The sequence below is a fragment of the Xanthomonas sacchari genome (assembly GCF_040529065.1).
GTDB lineage: Bacteria > Pseudomonadota > Gammaproteobacteria > Xanthomonadales > Xanthomonadaceae > Xanthomonas_A > Xanthomonas_A sacchari.
This window is the reverse complement of the sequence record NZ_CP132343.1, coordinates 2,266,973-2,284,530: the sequence shown is the minus strand read 5'-3', so window position 1 is coordinate 2,284,530 and position 17,558 is coordinate 2,266,973. Positions and strand designations below refer to the sequence as shown.

At 61.2% G+C, this 17,558-nt stretch carries 17 protein-coding genes and 1 pseudogene; 6 read left to right on the top strand and 12 right to left on the bottom strand.

The window, feature by feature from the left end:
* The first annotated feature begins 271 nt into the window (after positions 1–271).
* Positions 272–442 carry a CsbD family protein gene (locus tag RAB71_RS09710; RefSeq protein ID WP_010343927.1) on the top strand — a complete coding sequence of 57 codons (171 nt, stop codon included), beginning with the start codon at positions 272–274 and terminating at the stop codon, positions 440–442.
* Positions 443–1,008: 566 nt separating this feature from the next.
* Positions 1,009–1,569, top strand: a complete 561-nt coding sequence (locus RAB71_RS09705; RefSeq protein ID WP_029562230.1) for a hypothetical protein — start codon at positions 1,009–1,011, stop codon at positions 1,567–1,569.
* Between the two features lie 187 nt (positions 1,570–1,756).
* Here RAB71_RS09705 and RAB71_RS09700 read toward each other — a convergent pair whose 3' ends face one another.
* A complete protein-coding gene (locus RAB71_RS09700) occupies positions 1,757–2,218 on the bottom strand; it encodes a hypothetical protein (protein WP_010343929.1) in 462 nt (153 codons plus the stop codon).
* A 558-nt stretch (positions 2,219–2,776) separates the two neighbouring features.
* Here RAB71_RS09700 and RAB71_RS09695 point away from each other — a divergent pair.
* Positions 2,777–2,986 (top strand): hypothetical protein, encoded by a 210-nt coding sequence (locus RAB71_RS09695; RefSeq protein ID WP_156148506.1) that lies wholly within the window; start codon positions 2,777–2,779, stop codon positions 2,984–2,986.
* A 562-nt stretch (positions 2,987–3,548) separates the two neighbouring features.
* The gene (locus tag RAB71_RS09690; RefSeq protein WP_010340586.1) at positions 3,549–3,923 is read left to right on the top strand and encodes a hypothetical protein; all 375 of its coding nucleotides are present in this window, start codon (positions 3,549–3,551) and stop codon (positions 3,921–3,923) included.
* 53 nt (positions 3,924–3,976) lie between these two features.
* Here RAB71_RS09690 and RAB71_RS09685 read toward each other — a convergent pair whose 3' ends face one another.
* Entirely contained in the window at positions 3,977–5,587 is a 1,611-nt protein-coding gene (locus tag RAB71_RS09685) for a MobA/MobL family protein (RefSeq protein WP_010340585.1), read from the bottom strand.
* A gap of 266 nt (positions 5,588–5,853) precedes the next feature.
* Here RAB71_RS09685 and traD point away from each other — a divergent pair, with 266 nt between their 5' ends.
* Complete coding sequence (gene traD / locus RAB71_RS09680; protein WP_010340584.1) at positions 5,854–6,177, top strand: conjugal transfer protein TraD; 324 nt, start codon at positions 5,854–5,856, stop codon at positions 6,175–6,177.
* A 62-nt stretch (positions 6,178–6,239) separates the two neighbouring features.
* On the opposite strand, the gene RAB71_RS09675 is transcribed toward traD, so the two are convergent.
* The 9 genes and pseudogenes from RAB71_RS09675 to RAB71_RS09635 form a co-directional block, all read right to left on the bottom strand.
* The gene (locus RAB71_RS09675) at positions 6,240–7,646 is read right to left on the bottom strand and encodes a hypothetical protein (RefSeq protein ID WP_010340583.1); all 1,407 of its coding nucleotides are present in this window, start codon (positions 7,644–7,646) and stop codon (positions 6,240–6,242) included.
* A gap of 87 nt (positions 7,647–7,733) precedes the next feature.
* Entirely contained in the window at positions 7,734–9,071 is a 1,338-nt protein-coding gene (locus RAB71_RS09670; RefSeq protein WP_138985713.1) for a hypothetical protein, read from the bottom strand.
* A gap of 261 nt (positions 9,072–9,332) precedes the next feature.
* On the bottom strand, positions 9,333–10,058 hold the full coding sequence (locus tag RAB71_RS09665) for a hypothetical protein (protein WP_138985712.1): 726 nt from the start codon (positions 10,056–10,058) through the stop codon (positions 9,333–9,335).
* A gap of 56 nt (positions 10,059–10,114) precedes the next feature.
* A complete protein-coding gene (locus tag RAB71_RS09660) occupies positions 10,115–11,191 on the bottom strand; it encodes an MBL fold metallo-hydrolase (protein WP_029561777.1) in 1,077 nt (358 codons plus the stop codon).
* Positions 11,192–11,224: 33 nt separating this feature from the next.
* Complete coding sequence (locus RAB71_RS09655) at positions 11,225–13,810, bottom strand: XVIPCD domain-containing protein (RefSeq protein WP_010340580.1); 2,586 nt, start codon at positions 13,808–13,810, stop codon at positions 11,225–11,227.
* Between the two features lie 36 nt (positions 13,811–13,846).
* Positions 13,847–14,506 carry a DUF1629 domain-containing protein gene (locus RAB71_RS09650; RefSeq protein WP_010340579.1) on the bottom strand — a complete coding sequence of 220 codons (660 nt, stop codon included), beginning with the start codon at positions 14,504–14,506 and terminating at the stop codon, positions 13,847–13,849.
* Positions 14,507–14,620: 114 nt separating this feature from the next.
* Entirely contained in the window at positions 14,621–15,304 is a 684-nt protein-coding gene (locus tag RAB71_RS09645) for a thermonuclease family protein (protein ID WP_010340578.1), read from the bottom strand.
* 108 nt (positions 15,305–15,412) lie between these two features.
* Entirely contained in the window at positions 15,413–15,613 is a 201-nt protein-coding gene (locus RAB71_RS09640) for a hypothetical protein (protein ID WP_010340577.1), read from the bottom strand.
* Between the two features lie 70 nt (positions 15,614–15,683).
* Positions 15,684–16,167 (bottom strand): annotated as a pseudogene (locus tag RAB71_RS09635) (JAB domain-containing protein).
* A 486-nt stretch (positions 16,168–16,653) separates the two neighbouring features.
* Between RAB71_RS09635 and RAB71_RS09630 the strand changes: the two are divergent.
* Complete coding sequence (locus RAB71_RS09630; RefSeq protein ID WP_029561776.1) at positions 16,654–17,037, top strand: hypothetical protein; 384 nt, start codon at positions 16,654–16,656, stop codon at positions 17,035–17,037.
* A gap of 34 nt (positions 17,038–17,071) precedes the next feature.
* Here the strand turns inward: RAB71_RS09630 and RAB71_RS09625 are convergent, their stop codons facing one another.
* Entirely contained in the window at positions 17,072–17,467 is a 396-nt protein-coding gene (locus RAB71_RS09625) for a hypothetical protein (protein WP_138985711.1), read from the bottom strand.
* Positions 17,468–17,558 lie beyond the last annotated feature (91 nt).

The window sequence follows — 17,558 nt, the reverse complement described above, 5'->3', positions numbered from 1 at the left end:
AGGGTCGCCACTCGGCGCACCTATGCGGACCACGCCGTCGCCGCCGGCAGGCAGACGAAAGACATGTCGCGGTGCGCGTGTTCCCGCTGTAGAAGCACCAAGCGCGCCCAGCCCAAACGGGGCGCACGATCGCCGCTACAGGCTTCGGCATACAACCCGTCCGCCACCTAAATGATCGAGCGCACGTCCGCGCAATTTTCACTTGCACGCCACCGGCCCGCGCGCAGTTTGGCAATGCCCACTTGAGGGCATCCCTACTGCGGAGTCAACGATGGACAAGAATCGCACCGAAGGCGCCAAGAACCAGATCAAGGGCACCATCAAGGAAGTCGCTGGCAAGGCCACCGGCAACAAGCTGAAGGAAGTCGAAGGCAAGATGCAGAAGAACGCTGGCAAGGTACAGAGTGAAGTGGGCAAGGCGCGCGACCACGCACGCGGCTGAGTTCAAGGTTCTCGTGCTCCCCTGCCGCCAATGGGAGGGGAGCTGTTGTGAGCGATTTGCACCGCGTGGACTCGCTGGCGATTCGCTTGACGCGCTAGAGCCACAGGAGGCACACAGGCCTCTGAAATGGTCGACGGGTGGACTAGCGTACGAAACGAGGCGCAGTGTTCAACACGCTGCCGAGACGACAGTCAGCAACACCAAGTTGATCGAACACGGCACGTCTCGGAGTGGCTTGCCGAAACAGCGTTCGTAGGGGCATCCAAACGACACGGTGCGCCGCTCACAGCGGACTCGCATGGATTCGAAAGCGATCCACCACACGCCTGATCAGATCGCCGCGGAAGCTGTTGAGAAGGCGCACCCCTGACGTCGCTTGGCGCATGCCAGTCCGGAAGCGATGGCATACTCCAGGCGTCCCACCGTCCTGACGCTCACGTTGCGCCGGCATCGGGACAACCTCGCCGATGCGCAGTGCACTGTGTGATCCACCAGCCCGCGAATGTGCACAGCCGACGACACGAACACACCCGCGACATTGCGCCCCAATTAAAGCATCGATGCACATGATCACCTCCACCAGAAGAGCAGCGCTATTGCTCTTCCTGCTGCTTCCTGCCGCCCAAGCCGAGATGACGGCTGCGGCAGCAGTTCGCGCAGCACCTGTCGAAATGACCGAAAGCGACTTTACCGTGGCAATCAACACACACGCTTTCGCCCTGGGTGAAAGCTGGAGCGACCAGGCCAGGAAGCAGGCAGGCACCCAGATCAGCGAGCGCTTTGTAGGGGATGTGCCCGCCGGGGATACCAGCTACAAGTACTACCAGCATCGATATGCCGGATTTGACATCTATACGGCGAACCTATCCTGGCAAAAACAGCAACGCGAAATCGACAGCTACGTCATTGCGCAGATCACCATCAATGCATCCACGATCAAAACGGCCAGAGGCGTCGCGATCGGCGACACGCAGAATGTACTGATCAACGCCTATGGCCAAGGCACGACGGATGACAGCGATGGCCAGCACTGGCGCTATTATCAGGCCAGGAACAAGCGCCTCTCTTTTCAGCTCGAACATGGAAGAATCATCCACATCATGATGACCCTCGACGCGGACAGCTGAAGACAGCGCGTGCGATGCGCCACCGACGCCATTTCGGGCGTTAGGCGGCCGCCACTGGCGCTCACCCGGACAGAAACGCGGCCAAACGCGTTTCTTGCCGAAGAACACCGGCCTACCCTGCCTTTCTTGTTGGCAGATCCAGACTCGGCGGCGGGCCGATGCGCGCCGAGGCTGTCAGGCTGCTTGGCTACGCCTTGCGAGCACGATGCAGAAAGTATCCCGCTCCAAGCAAGGCGATCAGTCCAATCATGGCACCAACCTGGCCATTCTTGCGCCGCGCCTGGAGCGCCTGCTCGGGCGTGAGGACCACGTCATCGCCCAAGCGCAACCCCCAGATGGATCGCTTGCCATCCGCATCGTCGAAGGTGACGCGAACCGGTGATCCCACCTTGAGACGCCCCCACAGCGCATCGATGCCAGGCAGCACACTGGAGTACTCGAATGCATCGCCGGCGGGCGCGAGGGTGAAGTTCACGCTTTGAAGCCGTCCCTTTCGCTGCGTTGCGTCGACCTTTTCGACCGTCCCATCGGCTTCAGCCAAATGGGTCGGCACTGCCGCAGGCCTGCTGAAAAACGTGACGGCGCTGGCGATCGTGACGCCAAGGCAAAGCAACGCGATGATGATGAAGCGGATTTTGTGTGACTGCATCTCGATACCAGAGCAAGAAGGAAACGTCGCGATCCAGCGACGACGCACATTTTTTCGTGACAGGGCATGGGAATCAATCGATGGATCGCCACCATCCCCTGCGACTCAATGTCACCGCGAGCTTCCGGCCTGCATGCTCAAGCGCTTCGATCCCAACGAGGCGTCGCGTCAACCGTTGCTGAGCGAAGCCTGCAACCGCGACACGCGACGGGCGCAAGATGAGCAGCGCAAATGCGTGGCTGGAACGACATGAAGCACACTGCAACCCACACGTGGCCACCGTCATCGCGTGTGTCCAGACGAACTCGGAAAGCAAACGCAGTAGCGCGACCTAACTCACGCCCATCATCGACAGGGACACACCGCGGAGAGACGGTCGATCGATACCGGCAGGATGGGCTGCGCGTCAGGGCGCGCTGGCTGCGCCGCCTAGAACAGGATTTGGCGCTGCGCGATCGATGACATTGCGTGGCAGCGATTGCCCTCGCCTTCATCCTCCACGGCCCACGGCGGATGCCCACGGAAGCTTGAACGTAGCGGCACGCTCCGAGCTTCGTCATGCAACACGTCAAGGGCGCTGCGCTCATCACCGGCTCCTTGAGCACCGACATGCGCGATACCGTCTGCTCGAACTCCTGCAAGGCGCGTCAGCGCTCACCCGCCACCATGCGGACGCGCAGAGGCGAGTATGACGTCGCTGCAGCAGCACGGCGCATCGCACGTCACTTCAGTGCTGCACTGAAGACCGTGCGCTCGAACTGTGCCTAACAGGTCAGCAGAAACGCGCAAACGAACGTCGTAGCGACCGGTCTCGCCGCGCGTGAGGTCGTGCGTTACTCGCATGGAAGTGTGCAAGCGAGTGTCCAAGGTGGCGAAAAAGAAAAACGCCCGCAAATCGTTGATTTGCGGGCGTTTCCTTGACACTGGCGGAGTGAGAGGGACACAATTCAGCGTCCTCTAACCCATTGATGCCAATTGTCTTTTCCCACCTGGACACCCGCAAATAGTGCCCAAGGGATGGTCCTGCGTCCGGGATCGTAGCCGAGGCAGCCTGCAATGTGGATCCCCCTGCGGCCCATTCCGCTCGCTGTGCGACGACCGATGCGCGGCCGCCCACGGAGCGGGATGAGGAGGGCACTCTCAGCAGCAGGACGCCTGGCGATTGCTGATCGTTGGCTGTCCATTGACTCCTTCTAGGTGTCTTCAGACATGGGAAAGCCAACTTTGCAGCGCCTATTTATATTTGTGAAATAGCTCTGAAATTTGCACTTGCGGTATAGCGACTTGGTGCTTGGATGAAAGCTCCTTCCACAGGCTCCAAGGAGCATCCATGCAGTCCGAACTCACCCTTCAAATCGCCAGCCGCCTCATCAGCGGACTCCTTTGCCAGGAGCGGCACTGCCGCTTGCCCGATCGTGTCGACGACATCCGGCACGCCCTGGAAGTGGCCGCGGAAATGATGCGCCAATACCGCGGCGGCTCTTCCGCCCCACCGGTGCACGACCACGCCCCACCGACGCCGGCCCCGACGCTGCCGCCACCAGCGTCGCCCTCCCCGTCGCAAGCACCGCGCCTGCAAGAGATCCGCACCCGGGAGGCGGTCGTGGTGCGCGATATCCCGTCCGTCGAAGAGTGGCGCAAGAACCGCCGACGCAAAGCGGCTCCCGATCCGGTGGCGAACAAGAAGAAGCCGACACTCCACTGATCCGCCACCGCCGCCCCAACAACAAAGTGCCCCGCAAGCGGGGCACCGTTGTTTCAGTGGAGGCGGGGGCGCGGTGGTCGGGGGCCACTCGGTTCAAGGTCCAGGGTCGGCAGGTCGTCGAGCGCAGTCGGCTGAGCCTCCTGGAGTCCAAAGACCAGCGGTCGGTCGAGCTCGAGGGGATAGCGCCCGAGCATCTCCTTGCTCCAGACCTCCAGGAGGCGGCCACTCTCTGCCGCCTCCTTTTCGCAAAAGGCCTGTTGCTCCGGGGTGACCCGGGCCCGCGCTTCCGCCAGCTCGGCCGTCCGCTTTTCCAGCGTGCTCAAGCGCCACGCCCGCCGCTGCTTCCAATCCTGCTCCGTCCATGACGTGCCAGGCTGCGGATTGTTGACGGTGAAGTCCTCCCAAGACCGCTCCGCCAGATGGCGGAGCCTGGAGGCGCGTTGCTCCGCCTGCAGGCGTCGGCCGAACCTGGTCAAGCCGGCCTTGAAACGGCGTAACCGCCGTGACAACTCCAGCAAGTCTGAGCGGAGCCGGGCGTGCTCGGCGAACGCCGCGGCACGCTCGGCCGCCCAAGCCAAGAGCTGGCGTGTGGCGTGAAGCGCCCGCGCGACTGCCTCGTGGCGCAGCGCTCCCCACTCCTGGCTCAGCTCCGCGACGAGCGCCGGGATGGAAACCGGCTCCGGGCGTGGCGCCCCGGGAGCGGTCTCCTCCAGCAACCCCAGCCGTTGGGCGATGGGCCCCATGTTGCGAGAGACCTCGATGTGCCCTGCCCCGCGGCCCAGCGACAGGGGCAGCACGGCCGCTGGACGTCGGAGTTCCCGTTGGGCCTGTTCGTGGCTGTGGCCATCGGGCACTTCCACCGCTCGCTCCTCGTTTTCGAAGACGGCGATGAGCTTTTGGAAGGTCTGCTCATTCGCCTCTTCGATTCGGCTGTTCGCTTCCACGCGTTCGGACGCCTGTCCCCGTCGGGCCATGGCGGTCGCGTTCTTGCCCACGTGTTTGGTGGGCTCCCGCGAGAGCACGGCAGCGGCGACCAGATCGCCGCGGGCCAGGGCTTCGCCAGCCTGCGCCTCAAGGCTACGGTGATCCACCTGGATTCCTAGGTCAGCCGCCCTGAGGTAGGCATTGACGGTCGTGGCGATCAGTTCGCGGACCCAATGCACCTCCACCCGGCCAGAAGGCCCACCGTCCAGCTCCTTGGTTTTTTCCGTGAAACCGTCCGGCCCCATGCGCCGCGTCGTTGCCAAGACGTGGACGTGCCAGTTCAAGCCGTCTTTGCTGCCTGGGCTGTGGATGCTCGCCTGCGCCGCGAAGCCATAGCGGGCCACCAAGGCGCGGGTGACCTCCATGGCCAACGCCGATCGCTGCGCCTCGTCGAGTTCGTGGGGCAACGCGAACTCGAACTCGCGCGCGATCGTGGCATCCTTGCGCCGCTCGGCCGCCTCCACCGCCGGCCAGAGCTCGGCGGGGACCAGGGCCCAGTCGGGCGCGTCCTCGGGGGCGACGCAGCGGGTTTCGACCACGCCGTCCCGGCGGCGGTAGTCGTGGCGCTGCCCGGTCTTCTCGTCCTCGAGAAGCAGGCCAGCGCGGTAGGCGGCCGCCGCGATGGACGAATGTCCTTTGGCGCGGCTGAATGTTTTTACGTTGGCGTGGTAGATGGCCATGAGGTGTTGCTCCGAAGCAGTGGGGTTGCTTCGTTTATGCCTTGGCTTTTGATTTGCGCAAGCGCCGCCGGCGCTTGGGGTTCAAGGGGCGAAGCCCTTTGCGCACGTGTCACGCAGTGACACCTAGGTGCGCTCTTGCATTTCGCTTTGAGGCACCCATTTCAGCCGCCAGCGGCTAAACGGCCACGTCAAAAATCGAATTCGCAAGGATCCTTGACGACGCTCATTTCTCTGTTTGACTGATCGTGCATCCGCAGGAGAATCATATGAGCGCCATCGACCACTACCAAGACCGCATTGCGCGTGCGACCGAACGACTAGCCCAACTACAAGCGAGGGACTTGCTGGCGCGGCAGAAGCGAGATAGCAAAGCAAAGGACCTTGAAAAGCGCGAGCAAGCGAAGCGCCGCAAACGCATCGCGGAACTCGTGGTTCTAGCTGGCGCGGACAAGATCAGTGGCGATGAGCTGTTGGGCGTTCTTTTAAACCATATGGACACCCGATCCGAACCATCTGTGCGACAGTTCGCTGTCGAGCGCGGCAAGCCACTCCTCCTCGACGTAGCCCGAGGCTCTCGAGGTCTGCACTAAAGCGACGGAGCTGCGAAGTGACTCGCAGACGTGCTGCGATAAGTGCCCGCTCCTACCAAACATCAATCTTCGCTGTCGCTTGTCTCCTGGAACATCAGGTCATCAACAGTCGGGACAGGCTGTTCGGTGCCCTGGATCAAAGTTCTTGATCTCAGAACGGTGTTCTTGAAGAACATTTTGCAGTCCATCACGCCATCAACCGGAAGCCAGTGCGCCGCTTCTGGAAGCAGCGCTGGGTTCAGCGGATTTTTTGCATTTGGGTTGTGGAAAACCTCCATCTCGGCCGTCCACGGCTCATAGCCGTAAGGTGTCCATAGCGCGCGGTATTCGTCTGTGTTCACGTCCATGGAAAACGGGATACCGCGCAACGCACCCGGCGTGAAATCACTAAGCTCCCCGAAGCGAACGTAGCGATAGCCAGAAGAAGGAGCACCGAAGGAGAGCGGGACCCGGCTAAGCTTTGCCAGCGTGGCACCCTGGCTGAAGATCACAGCCGAAAGCTCTTCGCCTTCTGGAGTGAAGAAAAGCCCCGCTGGAATCTTTGGTTCGCCTGGAAGCGTATAGACCTCTTCCGCGACTGCAACCCGCTTGCCTTGAACCTCCATCTCCCGTGCGTAGAACCCGTAGAGGTAACCTGCCAAGGCGACCCTGCTCCAGACCATGGAGCCGGGCGCGTGGAAATCGGCGATGGCGATGGCGAAAGGCCTTCCGATGACATGAGGCATACGTGCATAGCCCCTGTCCATCTTGCTCTTCAGCGTCTTTGCGTAACGCGCCGCTGCCGAGCCCAGCATACGCTCCTTGCTATCAATGGGTGGCTCCGCTTCCTGAGCATGGGCATGATCGTAAGGAACCGACGGGTTCGCGGTCACGGCCTCAACCCATACCTCCCCGCCGTTGCGATTGCTCACATGAAAATCCGGAGACGGATGATCTTGCGTGACCAGCAAGCCCTGCTCTCGGAGGCTGGCAAACAGGAGGGCCTCCCAGAGACGAGTATGGAAGTTGCCAGTCCGGCAGTCGCTCGCCCAGTTGTCATCTGGGTTTGGCATCGCCAAGTAGAGCTGATTGAGTATCCACGCGCCCCGCTCCCTACAGGGGTGCGCCAACAGCTTGAAGATCCCGCTGAGCTCTCTGGAGTTCTGATCCACAAGCGGCGGACGCCGCTTTGTGCCAGGCGAGACCGGCAACCTAGTAGCGGGCTCCTCGCAAGCCTGCGAGATGATTGCCATGGCCTCCATCTCACTGAAAGAATCATCCTCTCTCCGAAGGATTGCCCATACGTCGTCCTCCCGCCTGCGCATGACCAAGACACCGAACCTGCCGGAAGTGCGGTTCGTCGTTAGCGCACAGATCGTGATCCAGTCCGCGCTTCGCCATGCCCCCTTGGGTGGGTTCTCACCGAATCCCAGCCCGCGAGGCAAGGCAAGGGCAAACACGTCGAACAACGGTAGTGGCAGCGGCTCCATGATTTCTCCAGCGGTCAAGGGTGAGACCAAACTCCCAGTCCGGACACACCAATGGATGGACCGGCTGCCACTTCATAACCCGAGGGACTACTCCTCGTATCCTTGCTGGTGGCCCGGCGGTGGCTGCTTCGTCCTGAATCTGGCCGGCTGCTCGGCCCGGCGAACCGCCTTGAGCACGAACGCCTTCAAGTCCTCAGAGAGATTTGGAACCTTCTTCAGTGCATCTCGGAACAGAGGGGATGAAAAGAACTCGGCGTAAGGACTTCCATGGTCCGCATCAGACATAAACCGTAGTGGCTCTTGATCCAAGTGGCGAAGAGCGGAGCCAAACAGGTCCTTTTCAAAATCTGGATCGATCCGAGCGGCTTCACGTCGGTAGCCCTCATAGGCTGTCGCAAGAGATGCCTTGAAGGAATAGTCCTCGGCCAGTCGGAATCGCTGCGATATCTGGCGGGTAGCAAGCCACGCAACCCAAAGTGGCGCAGCGAGGGACAGGGTGCCGAGAGCGACCTGCACCCATATCAGCGCCATAAACTGCTGTGAGCTTGGATCTTTGGTCAGGTCGGAGATTGCCTGCACTCTCAAATAGCCAAGATATGCTCCGATCCCCAAAGCCAGTATCAATAGACCAACCCACCACCTCACCGACGCCCTCAACGCGTTACCCCGACTGTTGAAAGCCTCCGCCAAAGCGTGGCTTGTGGTCGCCCTGTAGACTGCCTCGATTCCTTCCAAAACCTTCTTGGCATCTGCCTCAAATGCCTTGACCCGGCCCACCGAGCTCTCAGCTTCCTGTGCGGCGCTCTTCGACTGCGAGGCCGCCTCCACCGCAGATTGATGCGCGGCGGCTACATCCTTCCGCGCGTTTGTGATCATCTCAGCATCGACCGGAAGGTCTCCAATCATCTGAGCGCCGCTTCTGATTTCTTCAAGCTGGCCCTCTAGAGTTTCGCGATCTATGACAATGGATTCCAAAGCCTTCGCGGTCGTCTTCAGCTGTCGCCGCAATCGGCCTGGTAACGTATCTGGGTCAGGCTCGGCCCATACTTCTCCAGGAAAAAGGGTGCGTTCCCACTGATTGAACGTCTCAAAGTAGGCCCATCCCGCTTGACCGATATCGCTGTTGGCGAGATTTACCAAGTTTGTTTCTATCGCCGCGAGCTGAGCCGGGATGCTAGTGACTAGGTTTGCCCGGCTCTTTTCGTCTGGGTCTTCACTTTCGACATCAACCTCGAAGGCTGACTCCCGCAGCCGCTTTGCTAGACGTCTTGGAACTGCTGCAACTTGATCGCGAGTGAGCGCTGGACCCATCCAGCCGACGTGTTGCAACAATGTCGCTGAAACACTGCCAAGCGCGCTGTCAACGGCGACGGCAAACTCCTCCAAGGCATAACATACGACTTCAACTTCAACTTTCTTATCCATACATCGCTCCATAAGCGACCGCCCCCAAAACTCGTCGTAACAAACAAGAAGGCGCCGAGACCTGATTGTCATTGCTTTGCGAGGAGCCCGATGGCAGACGGGTGTCGCAGCTCACGCAGCAGTTAAGAAGCAAGGTGGCACCAACAGCAACATGCTTGTTCGAACCACTGACGTCGTCTAAAACTTAGTGATATCCATCCTAATGATTGTTCCGTCCAGCTCCTCACGGATGCGGGTCAACACTTGTGCTGCAAGTTGAGCTCATGGCAGGCGATCAAATGCCGTCAATAGACGCTCGGCATACGCATACGCCGCACTCTCAACCCGACCATGACTGAAGCTTGTGAGCCATAAGAACAACAGCAATCCCGAGACTAGAAGTGTTGCCCCACCTTCAAATCCGGGGTGATGCAGACCGCGCCAGTTGAGGCCCAACGGATTGAAAGACAACACCCCTGCCATGACCGTGCCGAGGAAAAGGCCCGCGACAGAAGTAGCTATACCAAATGGCCTGACGGCCGACATGTTCCGAAAGAATCCGTATGAGATGTTTTCACGAAGCACCAAGGCCTCGGTAGCTCTTGTCTTCTCCCGCAAAATTCCAACGGCCGCATCGTATGAATGATCCGCCTTGCTGGGATCACTACTCTCCTTGGCAGCTGTAGGAACAGCAATACCCAATCTATCCTTGATGATTCGATGGTACTGGGCCTTGGTGATCGGATTCAGGCGTTCATCTCGATGCCGCAGGAGGATGGTTGATGGCATTGCCCCCCACTTCTTAACGAGCTTTCTCTCCAGCTTCTTGCCCTGGAATCGCACTACACTAGACAACAAGAAGGGCGCGCAAAACGTTGCCACCACAGTCGTTAGCAGTTGCACGGCACTGAGTTCCTCGCGAAATGCCGCAATGAACGATACCGTCAATGGCATCAACACGATTAGGGCTGGTGCCAGCCTGGCATTTCGATCGTATGGATCGCTCATCAAAGAGAGCATCTGTGTCAGTGCAATAGGATTCGTCACCAAGGCCTCCCAGCCGCTTAGTCCTGTTCGTAGTCGGTCGGATACGGAGTTTGAGGGAGAACTGACCAGCCCTCGCGCGAAATGCCGATAGACAGAAGGACATTCCGACCCTCCGTCTTTGAGAAGTGTGCACCGCGGTGGATCATGGCGCGCTCGACTACCTTGCGCGGATGATCCTTGTCCGCCTTTGCAGAGCTACAAATGGCGAGGAACTTGTAGTTGGGCTCCTCGGCTGTCAGCGGCTCGCCCAACCAGCGGTTCAGCACCTCAGTGTTTACGTTTCTACGCCCACCATGGTGCGGCACCTGGAAGCCCCACACGCCGGGCAGCTTAGCCCCGAGCATCTCTAGGTAATCGGCAGCCTCGCTTAGGCCATCACGGCCAGTATCCCCAGTAAGGAGCACACGCTTGCCATTGACCACGATCGTTTGGACAACGCTCATCTCGTTTTCCTCACTCGTTCCGCCCGGCGGAAAATACTCCTGCCCCCAGAGGCCCTGGACAAGGTTCTTAGCCGCCTTTGCCAACGCGGCCAATCCCTCGAGTGACGCCTCCAGCAATGAACGATCATCGGCTGCCTCGGGAGTCCGCTCAGAGGCCACGACCAGATCCAAGTAGCGAGAGCGGGTGGGTGCCAACACGACGAAATCACCGATGTAAGCGCCCTGAAAAGGCTCACGGATCGGGATATTCTTCTCAAGCGCCAGCTCTTCAAGCGCCGCAGGGCCCGGATAGAGCGCGCGCAACCGGCTACGCAACGCGTCGACTGAGTTGTAGGTTTCGAAACGCGAAAGGAGCTCTTCGGCATGAGTCCACGGACGGTGCATCCAAAGCTCGCCCACTTCACATCGTTCGAGCACCTTTCGCAATCCATTTGCGTGGTCACTATCGGGGTGGGTCAGAACCACCGAATCAACTTTCGCAGAGCCATAGTGCTTGGCGATGTGGTCGACCAAGCGATCCCCTGTCGCCAAATAGCCTCCGTCCACAACGTGAATCCTGGTGCGGCCGTTGAGTTCATAACGCACACCAATGGCATCACCACTCTTGGAAGTTTCTACACCCAAGAAGTCCACTTCGATACTATCTGCCATATCCCCCCCCGTTGTTGGCTAAAAAATATTTACTTAGATGTGTCGGCCTGGCTCCGCCTGCTCTTGCCGCGCAGTCTGCTGCTGAGTCTGCTCCAATGCCTGCTGACGCACCTGGTCCTGCTTGATAACCTCCGCCTGCTGCAGGTTCTGCTCTGCCGGCTGCTGCGCCGCCTCGCGTCCATCCACCCGGGCATGAAAGAAGGGCGCCTTGTCGCCAAACGGCGCGTAGACCGCCAGCACGTTCTCGGCCCCGTCCTTGCCCAGCGCACCGGTTACCCGGTCCACTCGCTTCACCAACGGGTCCTCGGCCTGCTGCTTGTAGAGCGCTGCGGTGACGTTCCGGCTCTCCTGCTCGTTCCAGTTCCCCGTCCCGCTGACCCAAGAATGGATGGTTTGGTAGGTGGAGTGGTCGGGATGCCCGGGGTTGTCGGCAAGCAGCGGACCTTGCGCCCCCCTCTCCTGGGCCGGTTCGGCCTCCTGCTCCTTGCTGCGGCTCGGCGCGGTCACCGAGACCGTCTCCAGCGTCGGCACGTGCGCCACAGCCGGCTGGCCCAGTTCGGCCTTGGCCTGGCGCAGCTCCTCGGAAGTGGTCACCGCGACTTGGTGGGCCACGCCGTCCTGGCCAACCTGATAGTGAACAATCTGGCTGTCGTAACCGTATTGCCCCTGCTCGTTCCGCTTCAGCTGCTGCATCGTCGGACCGGTGAGTCCTTCGGCCTCCTTGGTCCGCTCGGTGGCGAGCTCCACGGCCTGCAGGTTGTTCTCCTGGGCGTTGAGGTCGACGCCAGCAGCTCGATAGCGGTGCAAGAGCTCGTTGTGCTCCATCTGCGCGGCCGTGGGCGCTGGGCGAGCCTCAATGGCCGCCAGCGTCTCCTGCGCACGTTCCAGTGAGGGCTGGCGCATCTGGTTCGTCAGCTCCAGCTCCGCCGCCAGGTTGCCGGTCGCCACCCCGTCCTTGCCGAGCCACTGTCCGGCCTCGTTGCGCTGGTAGGTCTGGCCATCGTGGCCTTGCACCCGGTCCTGCTGGGCACGAGCACTTTCCACCGCGGCAGGAACCGCCACCCCGTAGTCCTGCCCACGCTGGGCGGCATGGCTCTCCAGGTAGGCTTGGGCGATGGCCTCGCGGCCGTTGGCGATGTTGCCCTCGATCCGCCCCAAGGCTTCTTGGTTCAGGCGCTGGGCCTGCTCTGCGTTCGCGATCTGGGGTTCATAGACGCCCCGGTCGTTGGCGCCGTCCACCCCGGTCTTGACCTGGCGCTCCCACTTCTCGGTTTCCGGATTTCGGTGCCAATTTGGGTTGTCCAACCCAATCCGGTCGCCGGGCTGGGCCGGCAGGTTGAAGGGATCCTGCGGCGGCGGGGCTTTGCCCAGCGCGAACTCGGCAGCCTTGGCATTCGCCATGGCACCCAATTCCTGAGACTTTACGTAGCTGGCACCGACGGATATTTGGACAGGGGCTTCGCGCCCATCAGCGGCGCGCTCGAACGCGCCTTGGCGCTCCCAATCTCGTCCGTTGAACTTCCAGTCCACGCCGGCCCGATCGGTCTGGTGGAAGATGTCGCGGTTCTCTTTGAGGTCGACGGCCTTGTCGAAGGCCTTGCTCATCAAGACCGCGTCGCCCACCACCAAGGCCGCAGGCACAAAGCCGCCGCTGCTGCCCAGCGCGGCCGCGGTGGACGCGCCGCCGGCCCAGCCGCCCACGTTGCGCGCAACGGCGTGATTGACCTCCGACTGCGCGGCGGTGAGGTTGCCCTGCTCCATCAGCGTCGCCGCCGTGCGAGCGGTCATCACCGCATCCGCCCCGGTCGCCAAGAGTCCGCCGGCACGGGTGAGCCCACGCGCGGACGCCTCGCCCATCAACAGCTCCATGGCGACTTCGCCACGCTGTCCGCGCGGCACGCGAATGTTCTGGGCGGCTTCAGGACCCAGCACCTGCTCGACCTTGAGGATGCCCTGCTCGGACAACACCACGCGCCCGTCGTGATGAGCGTTGGCGATGGCGAGCGACAACCCGCTGCGCTGAAGCTGGATATCCCCGCCTCGAACGATCGCGGCGTTGCTGACCTGGATTTGGTTGAGCGTGGTGACGATGCGCGACTCGGAATGCGCGACGGCACCCCAGCCGTGGTCCACCCCCGTGAAGCCCTTCAGGGCCTCGATCTGCTGAGAGTGGGTTTGGTAGTAGGCGGGGATGTCTTTGAAGAACTGACGAACTCTCTGGCTCGTCTGCGCCGGAAGTTCGCCTACTGGCGTGTTGGTGTTCAAGTCGCCATTGATCAGCCCGACCTTGACCGTATCGCGCAGCTGCTCCACACGTTTGGCAACCCGATCCATCGCATCAGGGTCACCCATCAAAGCAGCTTGACCATCCCGCGTCGATTGGATGCGGTTCAACCGTTCAAGCATGCCTTTCTGGTATTCCGCCAAGGGACCGCCACTGTGTGGGGTCACCCCAAGCGCGTCAGCCAGTTGAGGACTGGCTGGCAGGAACAAACGGTTCTCAGGGGCATGGATATGAAACTTCCCGACCTCTTGCAACTTCGCCAACAGCTCGCTGTTCTTCAGCGTCTGCTGTTCGATGTTGTGATGGTCTTGGAAAAGCGTCCGATAGTTCGCCATGGATCATGGCTCCTTCCTTGCTGCCCGTGTTCGCAATCAGCAGTTCACGACGTCGTAAAACCAAAGCCCATTGGACTTGCTGGGCGTGACAATGCCCGCCGCTTCTACGGCTTCCTTGAACGCTCTATCGCAGAAGACACCACCATGGAAAGCCAACCTAAAAACATGCGCCGAACCCAACACATCCCGCCTGAAGGCCAGACGGATGTCGCCGGTGAGGTCGTAGTATTTCCCGGCCTCAAATTCGTCACTGATTTCAATGTTGAGCTGGGAAGCCTCTTCGTCCAAGGCATCCAAGGTGCGGACGACATCGCAGAGGAAAACAGCCGGCCCCTTGGAACCATCGTCCAAACGATAGTCCACCTCAGCAAAAGCGAAGGCATCCGCGTCCACGGACTCCATCACGCGACGCAGCCGGTCGGAAACCAACCAGTAGCCGCTGAAACCGCCCTCTAGATCTTCAGGCAGCGCGCCCTCGCTAGGGTGGTAAACCAGGCGCGGGGTTTCGCGCAATGGCGGGAACCCGCCCTCCGTTGGCTTTACGATGAGGCGCGGCGGCGTTCGCAGAACACTCTCATTTTCAAAGACCACTCCGTGGCCTTTGCCTCCACGCCGAGCATCCGGCTGCAGCTGGAAGAACTCGCCCTTGTTAGGCTGATTTGCCATCTTGGTTTCCATGCGTTGCACCCCGTCCATAGGCTCACGTCCATCGATTACTGTGACCGGAGTCTAGCGCTATCGCCCGCGACTTGGGCAGACAAATGGCAAGGGCCCCGCCTCTGCTGCGGCCGCCCGGCTGCTTCCAAGAGCTCAGCGCTTTGCCGGCTGCCAGCCTGCCCGTGCGGCCTCCTCCGAGCTGCAGAATATGCGCTCGCCATGGCTCAGGTCGATGCTAGTGCGCTCGTAATCCCGCTGCCCAGGGACGTGGTAGATCTTCTTGCCTTGGCGAGAGATGTTGCCCTTGATGCGGCATCCGCTGGATACGGGCGGCGTGGCCACATGGGCCTGGCGGGCCGTCTGGTCGCGCTTGCTTCGGCGGAAGTCCGCGGGCATCTGGAAGGGCCCTTGCCAGAGGTTCCGCTGGTGCTGGCGCGCGTCGGCTTCGTCACCGATGAACGCCGTGGCGTATTGGCGATAGGCCACGGCCCAACCGGAGCTCACCATCCTGCGGTTGACGGACTGCCCTTGGACGAAGCACTCCGCGACCACCCGGCCATAGCGGTCGGTGTCCTTGGGTTGGCAGCGAACTGTCTTGTCCAGCACGTAGCTGTCCAGCGCGGCGGCGGACCGCCGTCCACAGGGCCACGAGCGCCCGTCTTTGGTGGTGCATTGCTGAGCGCTTTCCGGGGCATCGATGCCCCACAGGCGGATGCGCTGCTTCGCCACGGTGAGGGTATCGCCGTCCGTGACGGTCGCGCGGCCGACCAACTCTGCTGCCACGCCAGGAATCGAAGCAAAAACCAAAGACAGAACCAACAGACCCTTCAACACCATCAACAACGACTTCCTCTACGCGCACGCTCGGGTGGCGAGCGCCAGTTCAAACACGGTCCGACACTTTAGCGGAAGCGGGAAACGGGCGCCGACCAACTCGCCCACCCTTCAATCCCGACGCACGTTCCTGGTGTGGTCGCCGCCGGTCTCCTCTACGACAAGGAACTCGCTCACCAGCCAACCGTATGCGTCGCTCAAGGCATCAGCGATCCCATCTTCGCTCTCGCATTCAACTGTTGCTTCGGCCGGCAACACAGGACGCTTGCCATCGGTCTCCCACACAATCCCTCGCACGTGAAACAACTTCATTTCCTGCTCCTTGGAAGTGCATCTGCCTTAGCAGTCTAGCCTTGGCAGACTTCACAGGTGAAGGGGTGGGCTATGCCCACCCCCTGCTTGCCAGGCTGGTGTGCTGGTGGCCGCCGATGATCAGGTGGTCAAGGACTCGGATGTCGAAGAGGCGAAGCGCTTGCTTCAGGCGCTCGGTGACTTGGCGGTCGGCGTCGCTGGCGCTCCGGGTTTCCGCTCGGATGGTTGTGGAAGAGGATGACGGCGGCAGCGTTGAGGTCCAGGGCACGCTTGGCAACGACTCGGCTGTGGACTTCGCAGCCGTCGATGGTGCCGCTGAAGAGATGCTCGGTGGCGAGGATGTGGTGCTTTGTGTCGAGGAAGACGACGCCGAACACTTCGTGCGGCAGGTGGGCGCAGCGGGCGACCAAGTAGCTGCCGGCGTGGATGGGGTTGTGGATCCGGCCTTGCCGCTGGAGGCGCTGTTCCAGGATGTTGGCGGCGGCGAGCAGGATGCCTTCTTCGTCCATCGGGAGTTGGTATTGGGCCGTGCGGTCCTGGGTGTTGCGCTTCATCGGTTCTTCTCCACCAGCGCGTTGTGCGCCTCGTGGGAACCGGCAGGCGGAGCGCCAGGCCCAACCGCACCCGGGAGTGAGCACCGCGGCAGCGGCGCGCAGCGGAGGGCCGCAACAGAGCGTCAGCGCCGAGGAGGAGGCTCGCCCTTGCGGTCGAGACAGCGAAGCTAAGGTCCCTCTAAGAGGCCCAGCGCTGGTGGAGAGCAATGATGTGCGACTCCCATGCCGGCGATCGAAGAGCTAAGGGGACTTGAGTGCTGGCTGCGTGCAACGTTGCCCATGGTCCTGGCGTGCGTTGCCGGCTGCTGGCTTGACGCTGCCGTGAGCGTCCGCTCACTGAGAGTGCTCATGCCCACAGCATTCAGGCCGGCAGTCTCTGGTGCGCATCTCAGCAGCGGATTGCAGAGCTGTGGGACACTCAGGCTGTCTTCGGAGCCACCCTCAGCCATGCGAATCGAACAACGAAAGGCTGTCCAGACCTTTTGGATGAGAGTGAAGCCACTTGCAGCGCTGATGGCCATATCGGTTGCCGGGTGCGCGACGGGTGGTCCGGTCGCAAGCCGTCCGATTGAAGGCCCCGTGCGGTTGGGAGAGATTGCCGCGGTCGATGGCCCCAGGGTGCGTCCCGACCGCGTCATGGAAGACAGCCGTTGCCCTGCCGACGTTCAATGCATCCAGGCCGGCCGACTGGTCGTCAGGGCGACCGTGCTTGGCGGCGGCTGGTCCAAGGAGATGGACCTCACGCTGGGCGTCCCGGTCCCTGTTGCCGATGGCATGTTGACGCTGGTGGACGCGACACCCGTGCCCATCAGTGGGAAGACCGCCGCGTCCTCTGCTCGCTTCACCTTCAAGTTTCAGGGCGGCCGGTAGGTCTTCCGGTTGATCGCGTTCACTCAGAACGAGCTTAAAAACGAGATCTAACAGTGACTGGCTCGGCCTTTGGCAATGCTTGATCAAGAAAAGCCGCGCGGAGAATATTCCCAGCCCCGTCGGTCGTTGCTTCAATTCCAGCTTTCTTGAGCTCACGCTTCAGCCTGAGGACCACTTCGTGGTCCGCGTTTTCGTAACGCTCGCAATGAGCCAGGCTACGACAAGCCAAATTGTATGAGTTGGGATAGCTACGGGTTGGCGAACGCCCTCCAAGCATGACCTCTTCATCACGCCCTGCTGGATACCAGCGTTTCGCTTTATCAAAGCTACCGGCCGGGTGCTCCTTGCGAGATTGACGACGCTCATAGCGAATCAGTGCCGCAAGGGCCTTCGATAAATCTTCCGGTCCAACATTAATCTTTTTAGCCATGTCACAATCAGATTAGCCGAGCGAACTGCAGGCTTTCACTGACCGAACCTACGACAGATTGTAAATTTCGCAACACCACTCCGCAGCCTGT